Source organism: Pseudarthrobacter niigatensis (assembly GCF_030812615.1).
GTDB classification, from domain to species: Bacteria; Actinomycetota; Actinomycetes; order Actinomycetales; family Micrococcaceae; genus Arthrobacter; species Arthrobacter niigatensis.
Genome location: NZ_JAUSTB010000009.1, coordinates 157,173 through 172,009, shown reverse-complemented (window position 1 = coordinate 172,009; position 14,837 = coordinate 157,173). Strand labels below are relative to the sequence as shown.

Genomic DNA, 14,837 nt, shown 5'->3' with positions numbered 1-14,837 from the left:
GTTCCTCACCCGTGCGGCAGCGGCCATGGCAGCCAACGGCGCCCCCGTCCGCAGAGTCATGACCGACAACGCCTTCGCCTACCGGTTATCGAAAGCTTTCCAGGACGCACTCGCTGCACTGGGCGCCAAACACATCCTGATCAAACCCCGCCACCCCTGGCAGAACGGCAAAGCAGAACGCTTCAACCGCACCCTCCAGGAAGGCTGGGCCTACCGGCAACCCTTCACATCCAACCAAGCCCGCACGGACGCGCTCCAGCCCTGGCTAAACTTCTACAACAACCACCGGCCACACGGCAGCCTCGGAGGCAAACCACCGATCAGTAGGTGCAACCAACCTACTGACTGAGTACAGCTAGGCCTTTTGCTGCCGCCAGAATACGGAAATCCCGAACGTCACCACGCACAGCACCAGCATGGCCAGGACCATCCGCATCCAGCTGTCCTGGTGCACCCCGCCGGACGCGAAAACCCCGATCATCACGGTGGCGGTGATGGCACCCACATAGCGGCAGGTCTGGTAGATGCCCGCCGCGACGCCCCGGTCCTGCGGCCGCGTCGAGACGAACATGCCCTGGTTGGAGGCGATGCCCACGGTTCCGTAGGGGATGCCCATCAGGGCTGTCAGGACCACCACGAAGGGGATGGCCAGGGTGCCGGTCAGTACCCACATAAGCGCCGCCACCACCGTCAAAAGGACGACGCCGGCCAGCAACACCCGCCGGACACCGAACCGTCCCATCGCCGCAACCGCCCATGGGGTGGCTACGACCGACATCCCGGCGAGGGGCAGCATCAGCAGGCCCACCACACCGGGGTCGTAGCCGCCGGCCTCCTGGAGCAGCTGCGGGAGGCCAAAGAAAACGAAGTAGTAAACGCTGCTGAATACGGCGAAGGCCAGGTACACCAGCATCAGCGGCCGGTTCCGGCCCAGCAGCCGCAGGTCCAGGAAGGGCTTGGCGAAGCGCAGCTCGCGCCAGGCGAACAGCGCTGCGAGCACGGTTCCGCCAGCCAGCATCGGCCAGCGGTAGTCCGGTGCCACGTTCAGCGCCGCCATCATGACCAGCAACAGCGCGCCGATGAAACCTGCGATGCCCGGGAGATCCGAGTCCCGCACCAGCTCGGCCACGCTGCCGCGTTCCCTGGCCTTGTCCGGCGGTGCCGCCCTCGCGACGATCAGCAGCGCCGCCAGGGACAACGGCACGTTGACCAGGAACAGCGACTCCCAGCCCACAAAACCCACCAGCAAACCACCTACCACGGGACCCACAGCGGCGGCCGACGTGTTGGCCATCTGCAGCCGCCCCAGGGGGCGCGCCGCCTCCACGTTTGCCTGGTGTGCCAGCGTGCCCACCATCACTACCGCACTCGGATATGCGGTGGCCGTGCCGAGGGCCATGACCGCACGCGCGACGCAGAGGAGCGCGAAGTTGGGGGCCAGCGGAGCCAGCGCACACGTGATGGCCACCAGTCCCATGCCCAGCAGGAACATCCGCCGCGGGCCGAACCGGTCCGCCAGCCTGCCCATGACCGGCTGGCCGGCGGCAGAGGCCAGATAGAAGGATGTGACCACCCAGGTGACGGCCGCGACGTCGAGCCCAAAGTCGGCACGCAGCACCACCAGGGCCACGGCGATCATGGAGGAATTCAGCGGGTTCAGTGCCGTGCCCAGACTGAGTCCGGCGACGGCCAGGGCAGTCCTGGGTTTGTTGCTCACGGTAACAGTCTGGCCCACAGCAGGCGCCGGGAACGACTTGGCGGACGCCAATCGTGGTGTGGCGTTGGCTACTTGGCGGTCAGTCCCACCGGGAACAGCGCGTCCTCGACGGCCCTGGTGAGGTCCCGGATCACCTCGGCCTGCCCGTCATCCGGCACGCCTTCCGGGTTCTCGGTGTAGATGACCAGTGCGAAAGTGGAGCCGCGGTAGCTCAGGAGCGCTGCATCGTGCAGTTCCCCGCCCACCTCCCCGTACTTGTGGTAGACGTCCACTCCGGAACGTGATCCTGCGGGTATGAGGTCCTCGTTGTTGGTGTCCTGCATGTAGCTCAACAACTGCTCCGTGTTGTCCTTGTCCAGGAGCTCCCCCGCATACAGCTTCTTGAGGATCAGGGCCATGTCCGCCGCGGTCAGCATGTTCTGTTCGGGATCGTAGGTGACCCCGATTGACGCCGCGTAGGCAATGAGTTGCGGGTAGCCGACGGCATCCATCAGGAGCAGCCAGGAATCGTTACTGCTGTCGTTGACCATGGCCTTGAGCTGGAACGCCGCATCGTAGTCGCCCATGGGATCGTCCAGGCTCGCCTGGCCGTTCTCCACCAGGTGGTAGTAGGCGGCGGCGGTCAGGATCTTGGCCGTGCTGGCCGCCGTGAAGGTTTCCGCATCGCCAAACGTCCGTTCAGCACCGCCGGACACGTCGGCGAGCGCCAGCCCGATCCGGTACTGGTCCGCTTCACCAAGGATGTTGTCCACGCTGTCCTGCAACGACGGCGGGGCGGCCGCCACCGGTGAGGCGGGAACCGCGGGCTGCGTGGGAACTACGGCGCCCGAGCGCGGCTCCGACCGGACCACCGCGAGGGTCACGGTGCCGATGATCACCAGCACCAAGGCGACAGCCAGGATGAGCAGCCTCTTATGCCCCTGCCGCCTGCCGGCTGACGGCGTACCCGGAGCCGGCGGCTTGCCCGGCACCGGCGGCGGAGCATCGCGGCCGGGTTTGGGCACCATGGGGTGCATGGACATACAAGGGCTCCTGGTCCGCTTCGGCAATTTCAAACAACGTCAGCGCGGGGGTGTGCCGCGCTGACAGATGCTGATTAAATCACCGGAATTTGGGAGCTTCCTGAAGGCTTGCCGGACGTTCCGCCGGGCCGTTCCGGCGACCCGCCGAATCTTTGCCGACGCGCAATTTCCCTGGCGCCGCCCGCACCAGGGAGTCTCCGGTTCAGTAACAATTTTTGGGGTCGAAAACTTCGAGTACAGGGTACTCGTGCGCTTCAAATCGGGGTGGCGTCTACTGGTACCTGTACGGGGGCGGTGCCGCATGCCGCCACGGGCATCACGTTGTTAGGGGAACCGATCGTGAAGCAGCAGGACAACTCGAAGGAGAACGGTGCATGAACCCGCCTGAAGCACCAGCCCCGCACGCGCGTGTCGCGCACGACGTCCACGAGGGGGCCACCTACGAATCGACAGGGCGGCTGAAGCCGCGCCCATGGCCGGTTGGACCGCGTGAGGGTTACGGAAAAGTCGACTTTGACGATGGCGACGGACAGACCGTCCTCACCCTCTTCATCCAGCGCGGCCCCGACGACGGATACGTGCTGCAGGTGGAGCATTTGGCGGCGCCGCTACGGGTTGACGGTACTCTCCTTCGCCTGGGCCCGACGCCACGTATTGACAAAAGCGCCGCAGGCTTCCGCCGGATCACCGCTGCCCGGACGGTTGCCGAGAACGCGGAGTCCGAGCTGGAGGCGGCCGTCCGGGCGGCCCGCGCCAACGGAGACTCCTGGGAGGCCATCGGCGCCGCGCTCGGCACATCCGCCCGAACGGCCCGGGAGCGTTTCCGGCACTAAGGCCTCAGCTCGAAAGTGGGCTGCCCATGTGAAAGCCAAGGAGCGCGGCAGGCCGTTGCCTGCCGAAGCCTAGCCCCGGGTGCGCGCGGCGAGCGCCGTGTCCAGGAATTCCAGGTGCGCAGGGGCCACGGCCACCACGCTGGCCAGGTATTCAGGGTGCTTGGCCAGGAACTTCTTGATGAAGGGGCACACCGGGACGATGCCGATGCCCTCCTCCACCGTGCTGTCCAGGGCAACCGTGGCCAAGCGGCCGGCCAGGCCCTGGCCGCCGTATTCCTCATTGATGACGGTGTGGTAGAAAATCCGCTGCGGCGACTCCCCGCCGTCGTACTCCTTGTACGCCGCCTTGCCGATCACATTGCCGGCATCAAGAATCTCGAAGCGTTCGCGCCCGGGGTTGTGGCGGACGGTGATGTCGCTCAAGGGAACTCCTTCGGTTGCGGATGGTGCTGACCCGTGCAAAGCCTAACCTGCACGGGGCACCACTTATTTCCGCAACCGGCGGTCTATCGCGACACCCCCGCCCGCCGCCGCGTCAGCTCAGGTAGCCGTTCGGGTTCAGGACGTACTTGGTGGCTGCGCCCGCGTCGAACTCCGCATAGCCCTTCGGTGCCTCCTCCAGCGGAATCGCCTTGGCGTTGACGTTCTTGGCGATGTTGACCCGGTCATTCAGGATGGCCATCATCAGCTGCCGGTTGTACTTCATGACCGGGCACTGGCCCGTAGTGAAGCTAAGGGACTTGGCCCAGCCCGTGCCCAGGCTCAGCGACAGCGCACCTTTCTTGGCGGCGTCATCAATGCCGCCCGGATCACCGGTGACGTACAGGCCGGGGATGCCGAGCGCTCCGCCGGCGGCCGTGAGCTCCATCAGGGAGTTCAGGACGGTCGCCGGTGCCTCCTTGGCGTCATGGCCGTGGCCCTTCGCTTCGAAACCGACGGCGTCCACGCCGCAGTCCACCTCCGGGACGCCGAGGATCTGCTCGATCTGGTCCTTCGGGTCACCCTTGGAAAGGTCCACGGTCTCGCAGCCGAAGCTGCGTGCCTGCGCCAGCCGGCCCTCGTTCATGTCGCCCACAATCACGACGGCGGCACCCAGCAGGTGCGCGCTGGTGGCCGCTGCGAGGCCAACAGGACCGGCACCGGCCACGTATACGGTGGAGCCAACGCCGACACCGGCTGTGACCGCACCATGGAACCCTGTGGGGAAGATATCCGACAGCATGGCAAGGTCCAGGATCTTCTCCATGGCCTTGTCCTTGTCCGGGAACTTCAGCAGGTTCCAGTCTGCATACGGGACCAGCACGTAGTTGGCCTGGCCTCCCACCCAGCCGCCCATGTCCACGTAGCCGTAGGCACTGCCCGGCCGGTCTGGGTTCACGTTCAGGCAGATGCCGGTCTTGCGTTCCTTGCAGTTCCGGCAGCGTCCGCAGGCGATGTTGAACGGCACGGAACAGAGGTCGCCCACCTTGATGAACTCGACGTCGCGGCCCACCTCCACCACTTCGCCGGTGATCTCATGGCCCAGCACAAGGTTGGGCGGGGCTGTGGTGCGGCCGCGGACCATGTGCTGGTCCGATCCGCAGATGTTGGTGGCCACGGTCTTGAGGATGACCCCGTGGTTGACCGGGCGTCCCACATTGGCGGGATTGACCCCGGGGCCGTCTTTGAGCTCGAACGTTGGATAATCAATGTCAATTACTTCGACCTTGCCGGCTTCTTTGTAGGCAACGGCTTTGTTCCCTGTCATCTATCGCTCCTGTAGTCAGGCGTCCGGTGGGACGGCCGTGATCTGGGTAGGTGAGACATCCCGCGTGGGGAACAGTCCTGGCCGGTTGGTGCATCCTGATGTTTGTCGTGGTCAGGTACCGGTTCCCGGGGTGGGGATCCGCCCAGTCTAGGCATGGCCCCCAGAGCGGTCTAGGGGTAAGTGCCCCTTGTTTGCCGGGGGCTTCCAACGGGTAACTCTTATTCGCGGCGTACGCTGTACCAACCGGCTCCGCACATGCAGGACGGCCGGTTCCCAGGCAAGTTCTACCGTTGAGGAGAACGGCATGAAAACGCGCACTATTGGACAACTGAGAGTCTCCGCCCTTGGCCTTGGCTGCATGGGCATGAGCGAGTTCTACGGCACCGGTGACGAGCAGGAGTCGGTGGCCACGATCCACGAGTTCCTGGACGCCGGCGGATCGCTGCTGGACACGGCCGACATGTACGGCCCCTTCACGAACGAGAAACTTGTGGGCAGCGCCATTGCAGGACGCCGCGGAGACGTTGTGCTCGCCACTAAATTCGGCAATGAACGCCGCGAGGACGGTTCCTGGGTGGGCATCAACGGCCGGCCCGACTACGTCCGGTCCGCTTGCGACGCCAGCCTGCAGCGGCTGGGGGTGGACCACATCGATCTCTACTACCAGCACCGGGTGGACAAGACGGTTCCCATCGAGGACACGGTGGGCGCCATGGCGGAACTGGTCCAGGCCGGGAAGGTCCGCTTCCTGGGCCTCTCCGAAGCATCCGCGGAAACCATCCGGCGGGCCCACGCCGCGCACCCGATCACCGCGCTGCAGACGGAGTACTCGCTGTGGGAGCGGGAGCCCGAGACCAAGGTGTTCCCCGTGCTCGCGGAGCTGGGCATCGGTTTCGTGCCGTACAGCCCCCTGGGCCGTGGTTTCCTCACCGGCCAGATCCGCAGCGTGGACGACTTCGCCGAGGACGATTTCCGCAGGCACTCCCCCCGCTTCCAGGGGGAGAACTTCACACGGAACCTGGAACTCGTGGACCGGGTCAAGGAGCTGGCGGACCGGAAACAGTGCACTCCCGGCCAGCTGGCCCTCGCCTGGCTGCTGGCACAGGGCGAACACATCGTGCCGATCCCCGGTACCAAGAAACGCGAACGCCTGCACGAGAACCTCGGCGCCGTGGACGTGGAGCTGACCCAGGACGAGCTCCAACTCCTGGACGAGCTGGCACCGGCGGGCTCCACTGCCGGTGCCCGCTACCCCAACATGTCCTCTATCGACACGTAGCCAGGGAAGCACGCACGGCCGGCCACTGCAATGGTTTACGACGGCGGGGCGGGGCTGGCGTAGGGTGGTTCCTACGGCTGAAGCAAGCGGCCGCAGTTTCCTTCTGTGCGGAGCCCAGTTCCATGTCCGACGAACCTGCCCTTCGGGCCCTTGCTGCTTCCTCCTTCAACCTGCCGGACCTTCGGGACGGGCAGCTTTCCGGCATGGCCGCGCTCGCGGAAGGCCGCGATGTCCTGGCCGTCATGCCCACCGGCTACGGCAAATCAGCGATCTACCAGGTCGCAGCACTGCACCTGCACAAGGCAACGGGACGTCCCGCCGTCGTGGTTTCACCACTGATTGCCCTGCAGGAGGACCAGCTGGACGGCCTGTCCCAGCTCCTCGGACCGGATGCCGCCGTAGCCATCAATTCCTCACACAGCGATGCCGAAATCGAGGATGCCTGGCGCGCTGCCGGGGAAGGCTCGGCCGTGTTCCTGTTCCTCGCCCCGGAACAGCTGGCCAAGCAGGCAACCGTGGACCGTATCAAGGCACTGGACATCACGCTGTTCGTCGTGGATGAGGCACACTGCGTCTCCTCCTGGGGACACGACTTCCGGCCCGACTACCTGGCGCTAGGACATGTCCGCGCGCAGCTGGGGAACCCGCCCGTGGCTGCCCTGACAGCTACGGCTTCCCCTCCGGTCCGGGACGAGATTATGGAGCGGCTTGGTATGAACAAGCCCTTGGTGCTGGTGCATGGGTTCGACCGGCCCAACATCAGCCTCGACGTGGTCCGGCACCACGAAGACAAGGACAAGCGTAAAGCCGTGCTGGTGCAGGTCGCTGGCCTGGCACGCAAAGGGCATGGGCTCCTCTACGCCGCCACCCGGAAGGACACGGAGAAATACGCCGCCAAAGTGGTCGCGGAGGGGCTGCGGGCCGAGGCGTACCATGCGGGCCGTTCCGCCGGGGACCGGGAACGCATCCACGAGCTGTTCCTGAACGACGAGCTGGACGTGGTGGTGGCCACCACCGCGTTCGGCATGGGAATCGACAAGCCCAACGTGCGCTTCGTGGTGCACGCTGACATCCCGGAATCGCTGGACTCCTACTACCAGGAGATCGGACGGGCAGGCAGGGACGGCGCACCCGCCTCAGCCGTCCTGCACTACCGGTCAGAGGACCTTGGCCTGCGGAAATTCTTCGGCACCCACTCCCCCGATCCCGGGTCTCTCCTTGCCGTCCTGAAGGTCCTCAAGGCCGCCCATGCACCCACGCCCAAGTCCTCCCTTGCGGAGTTGACGGGGTTCAAGGCCCGGCGCATCACGTCCCTTGTGAACCAGCTGGAGGAAATCGATGCCGTCAGCACCGGGAAGCGCGGGGTGCGGCTCACGTCCAAAGCCAAGCTGCCCGCGTTGGTGGGTGACGCCGTCGAGCTGGCCGAAGCCCGGCAGCGGGTTGACCAGTCGCGGCTGACCATGATGCGCGCCTACGCCGAGACGGACGGCTGCCGCCGGAAGTTCCTGCTCGGCTACTTTGGCGAGGACCTGCCGGACCCTGCGGCAATTGTGACGGGTGTGCTGAAGCCGCCAACCAGGCGGCGGCGAAGGAGTCCGACGGCGGCGCGCCGGCGTCCGCTGCCGGCGAGCCTTTCCCGCTGCAGTCCACGGTGGTCCATAAGGACTGGGGCCTCGGCCTGGTGATGCGGCACGAGGACGATGTCATCACGGTGCTCTTCGAGCAGGAAGGGTACAAAACGCTGTCCAGGGCAGCCGTCGTGGAGCACCAGCTGCTGAAACCCGCTTAGGTAGGCTGGGGGTACACCCCAACGAAAGGCCCGCCGCGTGGACGTACCTGTTTATGCCTGGACCCTGACCATCGCGGCGATCGTTGCGCTGCTGGCCTTCGACTTTTTCTTCCACGTCCGTAAGGCCCACACCCCCTCACTCAAGGAATCAGCCACCTGGTCCGCCGTCTACGTGACCATCGCGGTGCTCTTTGGGCTGGTTGTGCTTGTGTTCGGCGGATCCGACATGGGCACCGAGTACTTCGCCGGCTACGTCACGGAGAAGGCCCTGTCCGTGGACAACCTTTTCGTGTTCCTGATCATCATGGCCAGCTTCAAGGTGCCGCGGGCTGACCAGCAGAAGGTGCTGCTCTTCGGCATTGTCTTCTCCCTGATTGCCCGTACGGCCTTCATCTTCCTGGGTGCGGCGCTGATCAACAGCTTCGCCTGGGTGTTTTACATCTTTGGGCTCATCCTGCTGGTTACGGCGGGAAACCTGCTCAAACCGGACGACCACGACGACGACTCCGACGGGCTGGTGGTCCGGCTCGCCAAGAAACTGCTGCCCGCCTCGGAACATTACGATGGCGACAAACTGTTCACGGTGGAGAACGGCAAGCGGGTTCTGACGCCGATGCTGCTGGTAATGGTGGCCATCGGCGGTACTGACATCCTGTTTGCCCTGGACTCCATCCCGGCAATTTTCGGGCTGACCCAGAACGTCTTTGTTGTCTTCACTGCCACGGCGTTCTCGCTGATGGGCCTGCGGCAGCTGTTCTTCCTGATCGACGGCCTGCTGGACCGGCTGATCTTCCTCTCCTACGGCCTTGCCGCTATCCTGGGGTTCATCGGCGTGAAGCTCATCCTGCACGCCCTGCACGAAAACACGCTGCCCTTCATTAACGACGGCGGGCACGTCAACGTGGTGGAGGTCAGCACCGGACTGTCACTCAGCGTGATCCTCGGGGTGCTGGTGGTGACCATCCTCGCTTCGGTCTTCAGCCCCATGGGCAAGGCCAAGAACGCAGTATCGGGGGCGAGGCGCCACGCCACCGAGTACGTGGACCTCAACTACGAAACGGACATGGCGGAGCGGGACAAGATCTTCGCCAAGATGGTCCGTGAGGAGGACCAGATCCGGAAGCTTCCCGAGAAGTACAAGCGGCTGGTCCGCCATGAAACGGAGTTCATGGACCTGATCCGGAAAGCCCATGACGAGCACGACAAGGCCCAGGTGCGGGCCGCCGCGGCCGAGGGCTGAGGTTACCGGCCCAGTTTCGGGACCGTGGAATGTGCCGGATCTGAATCGTCCTGAGGCTTACAGGAGTGTTTGTCGGCCCCGCTTGCTAGGTTTGATTCCAGGCCGGGGGAACCGACTCCGGGCCCGCAAACAGTTGGGGAGGCCCCGTGTTTCTGCTGGACGCTGCCGGTCATCATGCCGGGTCCGACGCGCCGCCGGACCTGGTCTTCTCCGCGAGCGACCTTGTGGCGGCCTCCGAATGTGAGTACCGCACGCTCCGGGTCGTGGACGAAAAGCTGGGCCGTGCTCCCAAGGCAGAGTTCCCAACTGACGAGATGCAGAAGCGCGCCGGCGAGTTGGGCGACCAACACGAGCAGACCGTGCTCGCCAGCCTGGTGGCCAAGTACGGTGAGTGGGACGCGAGCCGCGGCGCCGGGGTCTACTCCCTCGAACGTGGCCAGAACCTGCGCGGGGAGCTGCAGGCAAAGCAGGCGGAAACCGAGCTCGCCCTCCGCTCCGGGGCAGATGTGGTCTTTCAGGCGACGTTTTTCGACGGCGAGTTCCTCGGCTACGCCGACTTCCTGGTCAACGAGGCTGCGGGCACCGGCAACCCGGGCCGCTACGAGGTTTGGGACACCAAACTTGCCCGTCACGCCAAAGTTGGGGCACTGCTGCAGCTGGCCGCCTACGGCGATCAACTCCTGGGGATGGGGCTGGACCCCTCCCCCGTCGTCACGCTGGTCCTTGGAACGCGGGTAGGTGAGGACTGGCTGCGGAGCAGCCATTCACTGCCGGACCTGCTGCCCGTCTTCCGGGAACGACGCCGGCGCTTCCGCCACCTCACAGCCAGCCACCGCGCCGCTGACGGCGCAGTGGAGTGGCAACAGCCCGGCGTCGTGCACTGCGGACGCTGCGACTACTGCGCGGAACAGGTGCAGCTCCACAGGGATCTCCTGATGGTAGCGGGCATGTCGGTGGCCCAGCGGCGGAAACTGCACGGGACCGGCATCACCACCATCGACGAACTGGCTGCGATGCCAGCCGGCGAGGCAAGGAACTCGGTGGCCAGGCTCCGTGCCCAGGCGCGGATGCAGCTCGGCCTGGATCGAACCGCAGGGTCCCGGACGTTCACGAAGGATGGACAGCCGCATACAGTGTCGTTCAGCGTGCTGCCGGACAATGCCATCGGCTCGCTTCCTGCCCCCAGCGACGGTGACATCTTCTTCGACTTCGAGGGCGATCCGCTATGGCAGGATCCGGCCACGGGCGCGTGGGGCATCGAGTACCTCTTTGGCGTCGTCGAAGCTCCGGTGCCGGGTGCCGCCGATGATCCGGTGTTCCGGCCGTTCTGGGCGCACTCCCGGTCCGGGGAACGCCGCGCCTTCCTGGATTTCCTGGAGTACGTCGAGAAACGCCGTGCCGTCTACCCGGACATGCATGTCTACCACTACGCTGCCTACGAAAAAACTGCGTTGCGGAACCTGTCCCTGGCCCACCAGGCCGGCGAGGACACGGTGGATGACTGGCTGAGGCAGGGCTTGCTGGTGGACCTGTATGCCACCGTCCGGCACTCGATCCGCATCTCGGAGGCCTCCTACTCCATCAAGAAGCTCGAACCGCTCTACATGGGAGACAACCTTCGGTCCGGCGACGTCAAGGATGCCGGCGCCTCCGTGGTGGCCTACGCCGCCTACTGCGCTGCGCGTGACGCCGGACGGCATGAGGAAGCCGCCACAATCCTGGCTTCCATCTCCGACTACAACCACTACGACTGCCTCTCCACCCTTCGGCTTCGGGACTGGCTGCTGGAAATCGCACCGCGGGCGCAGAAAGACGGAGCCGGTGGCGGAGCGGTCGCCGCCAACGGGCGACCCATGGAAGTGATGGCCGCCGGAGGGGAAGGCGAGGGCGGCGTCAGGCGGGGGCCCGGGGAAACCCAGGAAGAGACGCAGCTGCGGGAGTACTTGGCCAGCCTTCCCGATGACCGGCCCTGGACCGATGATGAGAGGGCCCTCGCCATGGTGGCAGCCGCCACCGGATACCACCGGCGGGAGCGCAAGCAGTTTTGGTGGCAACACTTCGACCGGGTCGAGGCGCCACTGGACACCTGGGCCGACCAACGGAACGTGTTCATTGTGTCCTCCGCGGAAGTGGTCTCAGACTGGGCTCTGGCCAAGCCCCGGGAACGGATGCGCACGCGCGTCCTGAAGCTCCGGGGCACTATGGCAGAGGGTTCCGATTTCCGCCCCGGCTCCAGCTGGTGCCGGCTGTATGACGCACCCGGGCCTGATGGGATGGCTGACCCGCAGGCCGCGTCCGGAACAAGGGCTTTCACGTTCGGGACCAGGATCAGTGAGCTTGAGGCGGCGCCGGACAGCCCGGAACACCTGGTCACCATTGCGGAGCGGGAGACCGGAAAGGTGGGCGCCTACCCGCAACTGCCCGTGGCCCTGACCGAGGACCAGCCCCTGGCCACCGCCAGTATCGAAGCAGCCATCGCGGAAATAGCCCGGACGGTGGGGGCTTCTGCCCCGGTCCTTCCAGCCCAGCCGGGCCTGGACATCCTGCGCAAACTGCCACCGCGTTTTCGTTCCAGGCCGGGTCCCGCGGAGGTGCTGCACGGCGGGGATGGCGCTGCCGACTACGCCGGGGCCATTACGGAGTCCTTGCAGGATTTGGACCACTCCTACCTGGCCGTCCAGGGCCCGCCGGGGACAGGCAAGACCTTCGTAGGCGCCCACGTTATCGCCAGGCTCGTGGCCCGCGGATGGAAGGTTGGCGTGGTGGCGCAGTCGCACAACGTGGTGGAAAACCTGCTCTGCCGAGCCATCGAAACCGGCGGAGTGGATCCGCACGCGGTGGCCAAGAAATTGGCCGCGCCACATCACGTTCCCTGGGGCCTCACATCGGAAGGCGACGTGGCCCGTCTCCTTGAGTCGCCTTCCGGCTGCCTGGTCGGCGGCACTGCCTGGACTATGACGGGCAAGGAAGTCCCGTCCGGGTCACTGGATCTGCTGGTCATTGACGAGGCAGGCCAGTTCTCCCTCGCCAACACCCTGGCGGTCTCTGTGGCAGCCAAGCGGCTGCTCCTGCTGGGCGACCCGCAACAGCTTCCGCAGGTTACCCAGGGCACGCACCCCGAACCCGTGGATGAGTCAGCGCTGGGCTGGTTGGCGGCCGGCCACGCCACCCTGCCTTCAAGCCTGGGGTATTTCCTGGCAGATACCTGGCGGATGCATCCGGACCTGTGCCGGGCGGTATCCAACCTCAGCTACGAAGGAAAGCTGCACTCTGCTCCTGCTGCATCGCTTCGCGAGCTCGAGGGGCTGCCGCCTGGAGTGGAAACGGTCTTCGTTGGTCACAGCGGCAATGCCACTGCCTCGCGGGAAGAAGCAGAGGAAGTGGTCCGGCAGGCGCGCCGCCATCTCGGCCTGAAATGGACGCCGGGCGCGGACTCTGAGTCCCGCCCGCTCGAGCAGCAGGACCTGCTGGTGGTCGCTGCCTACAACGCCCAGGTCCATCTGATCCGCAAACATTTGGCCGAGGCCGGGCTGCCGGAGGTGCGGGTGGGCACGGTGGACAAGTTCCAGGGCCAGGAAGCTCCAGTGGTGCTGGTTTCCATGGCCTGTTCGGCAGTGGCTGAGGCTCCGCGTGGAGCTGAGTTCCTGCTGAACCGGAACCGCATCAATGTGGCCGTGTCGCGCGGACAATGGCGTGCCGTGATGGTCCGCTCCCCCGAGCTCACCAGCTATATGCCGCACAAGCCAGCGGCGCTGGAGGAACTCGGTGCCTTCATCGGGCTCAGCCCGCGGGAGTAGCCGCACCGGCGGCAAGCGCCGGTCAGTGGGCCCGGAATCTGTTGAAAGTCCCCCGGGCAGCAGAAAAGTCAGACTCGACCCGCTCCACCCGGCCGGGAGTCCGGTCCGATTTGAGCCAGTCCAGCAGTTTCTTGACCTGCGGTTCGGCGCCTTCGGCAATCACCCGAACTGAACCGTCGTCGAGGTTGCTTACCTCGCCTGACAATCCAAGCTCCTCCGCCGTGCCCATGGTCCAGTAACGGAAACCCACACCCTGGACCATGCCGAAGACCTTGGCGTCCAGCCTGACAGTGTCCTGCGCAGAACCGCCCCGCGCTGGATCGTGCGGAGAACCTGCGTGCCTGCCCATGCTGTTCCTCTCCCAAACCCTGCTGCCCCCCATCGGGTCGCAGTGACCGCCGCCGTAATGCCATGGGACGGGCGCCTGCGACCCAAGAAGGGGTTGCAGGCCGGTTAGTTGATGGTGATATCGCGGGTGGCGTGGTTGTAACGGATGGTGACCGTGCCGCCGGTGTGGTGCAGCTCGTGGTTGGGTCCGTCGAAGGTGCCGAAGGCACCGTAGTTCTCGGTCCAGGAGCGGTTAAGGGCGATCTTGAACGTGTAGTAGCCTGCCGGCAGTTCGGCGCTCTTCTTCCACAGCTGGTCCAGGATGTCGAATTCCATCTGTGCTTCGTCGTACTGCGGTGCCCAGTTCTCCGGCGCACCCAGGATGGTGTTGAAATCGCCGGCCAGTGCCACGGCCTCGGGCTGCGGCAGCGTTTCGACGTCAGGGCCCTCCAGCGGCTCGGCGGCAGCAGCCGTTCCGGCCGTGTCCTTCGCAGGGGCCTTCTTGCGGACGGCTGCAACCACGGGCTCAACGGCGTCCTCGAGTGCCTTGGCTGCCTTGCCCACAACGGAGGCCGCCTTCTTGGCGGAGGCTTTGCGGGTGGTCTTCTTCGGAGCCTCCGCCTTCGCCGGAACCTCCAGTGTTGCCGCAGCGGCGGAGACCGGCCGGACGAAACCTGCGGGAGCCGTGGGAACCGGGGTGTCGGCAGGGACGGGAGTGCCGGCGTCGAGCGCGGCCGCGAAGGAGTCCGCATCAGGGAAGGCGACCGTGGCCCGCATACCGTCCTCGGTGATGGTCCAGCCCGAGCGGCCCTTAACCAGCCAGCCCGCCTTGACCAGTTTGGCAGTGGCCGAGGTGAGGGTCTTGTGTCCGCGCGGGATTCCGCCGCTGAGGAGCTCGGACTCATGGTCGTTGAACGGTACCCGGGCGGTTGCTTCCGCCAGGACCTGGCCCGCATTCAGTGCATCGCCGGACCACACGCCTTCGGTCAGGACATCCAGGACGGTCTTGAGTCGAAGGTAGGTGTTTTCTGCGGTGGACTTGGCCATGATTCCCCTTATATAAAAGCGATCGGTCTTAGGCATCTT

The 14,837-nt window shown here is 65.6% G+C and carries 11 protein-coding genes and 1 pseudogene; 6 read left to right on the top strand and 6 right to left on the bottom strand.

All coding sequences use genetic code 11. From position 1 onward, the window contains the following. The coding region (locus J2T23_RS14310) for an integrase core domain-containing protein (protein WP_307360957.1) at positions 1-349 on the top strand (349 nt) is incomplete at its 5' end. Positions 350-355: 6 nt separating this feature from the next. Here J2T23_RS14310 and J2T23_RS14305 read toward each other — a convergent pair. Beyond that, positions 356-1,717, bottom strand: a complete 1,362-nt coding sequence (locus tag J2T23_RS14305) for an MFS transporter (protein ID WP_307360955.1) — start codon at positions 1,715-1,717, stop codon at positions 356-358. 68 nt (positions 1,718-1,785) lie between these two features. Beyond that, complete coding sequence (locus tag J2T23_RS14300; RefSeq protein ID WP_307360950.1) at positions 1,786-2,739, bottom strand: serine hydrolase; 954 nt, start codon at positions 2,737-2,739, stop codon at positions 1,786-1,788. Between the two features lie 374 nt (positions 2,740-3,113). Here J2T23_RS14300 and J2T23_RS14295 point away from each other — a divergent pair, with 374 nt between their 5' ends. Continuing rightward, on the top strand, positions 3,114-3,572 hold the full coding sequence (locus J2T23_RS14295) for a hypothetical protein (protein WP_307360947.1): 459 nt from the start codon (positions 3,114-3,116) through the stop codon (positions 3,570-3,572). A gap of 69 nt (positions 3,573-3,641) precedes the next feature. On the opposite strand, the gene J2T23_RS14290 is transcribed toward J2T23_RS14295, so the two are convergent. Together J2T23_RS14290 and fdhA are read right to left on the bottom strand one after the other, a co-directional pair. After that, entirely contained in the window at positions 3,642-3,995 is a 354-nt protein-coding gene (locus J2T23_RS14290; protein WP_307360945.1) for a GNAT family N-acetyltransferase, read from the bottom strand. A 112-nt stretch (positions 3,996-4,107) separates the two neighbouring features. Further along, positions 4,108-5,319 (bottom strand): formaldehyde dehydrogenase, glutathione-independent, encoded by a 1,212-nt coding sequence (fdhA, locus tag J2T23_RS14285; protein ID WP_141157944.1) that lies wholly within the window; start codon positions 5,317-5,319, stop codon positions 4,108-4,110. A gap of 304 nt (positions 5,320-5,623) precedes the next feature. Between fdhA and J2T23_RS14280 the strand changes: the two genes are divergently transcribed. From J2T23_RS14280 to J2T23_RS14265, 4 genes and pseudogenes are all read left to right on the top strand, one after another. After that, positions 5,624-6,598, top strand: a complete 975-nt coding sequence (locus J2T23_RS14280) for an aldo/keto reductase (RefSeq protein ID WP_307360942.1) — start codon at positions 5,624-5,626, stop codon at positions 6,596-6,598. 122 nt (positions 6,599-6,720) lie between these two features. Beyond that, positions 6,721-8,387 (top strand): annotated as a pseudogene (locus J2T23_RS14275) (RecQ family ATP-dependent DNA helicase). Positions 8,388-8,424: 37 nt separating this feature from the next. After that, entirely contained in the window at positions 8,425-9,627 is a 1,203-nt protein-coding gene (locus J2T23_RS14270) for a TerC family protein (protein ID WP_307360940.1), read from the top strand. A 146-nt stretch (positions 9,628-9,773) separates the two neighbouring features. Next, complete coding sequence (locus J2T23_RS14265) at positions 9,774-13,424, top strand: TM0106 family RecB-like putative nuclease (protein ID WP_307360938.1); 3,651 nt, start codon at positions 9,774-9,776, stop codon at positions 13,422-13,424. A gap of 22 nt (positions 13,425-13,446) precedes the next feature. Here J2T23_RS14265 and J2T23_RS14260 read toward each other — a convergent pair whose 3' ends face one another. After that, the gene (locus J2T23_RS14260; RefSeq protein ID WP_307360937.1) at positions 13,447-13,773 is read right to left on the bottom strand and encodes an acylphosphatase; all 327 of its coding nucleotides are present in this window, start codon (positions 13,771-13,773) and stop codon (positions 13,447-13,449) included. A gap of 104 nt (positions 13,774-13,877) precedes the next feature. After that, on the bottom strand, positions 13,878-14,798 hold the full coding sequence (locus J2T23_RS14255; protein WP_307360934.1) for a pullulanase X25 domain-containing protein: 921 nt from the start codon (positions 14,796-14,798) through the stop codon (positions 13,878-13,880). Between the last annotated feature and the right edge of the window lie 39 nt (positions 14,799-14,837).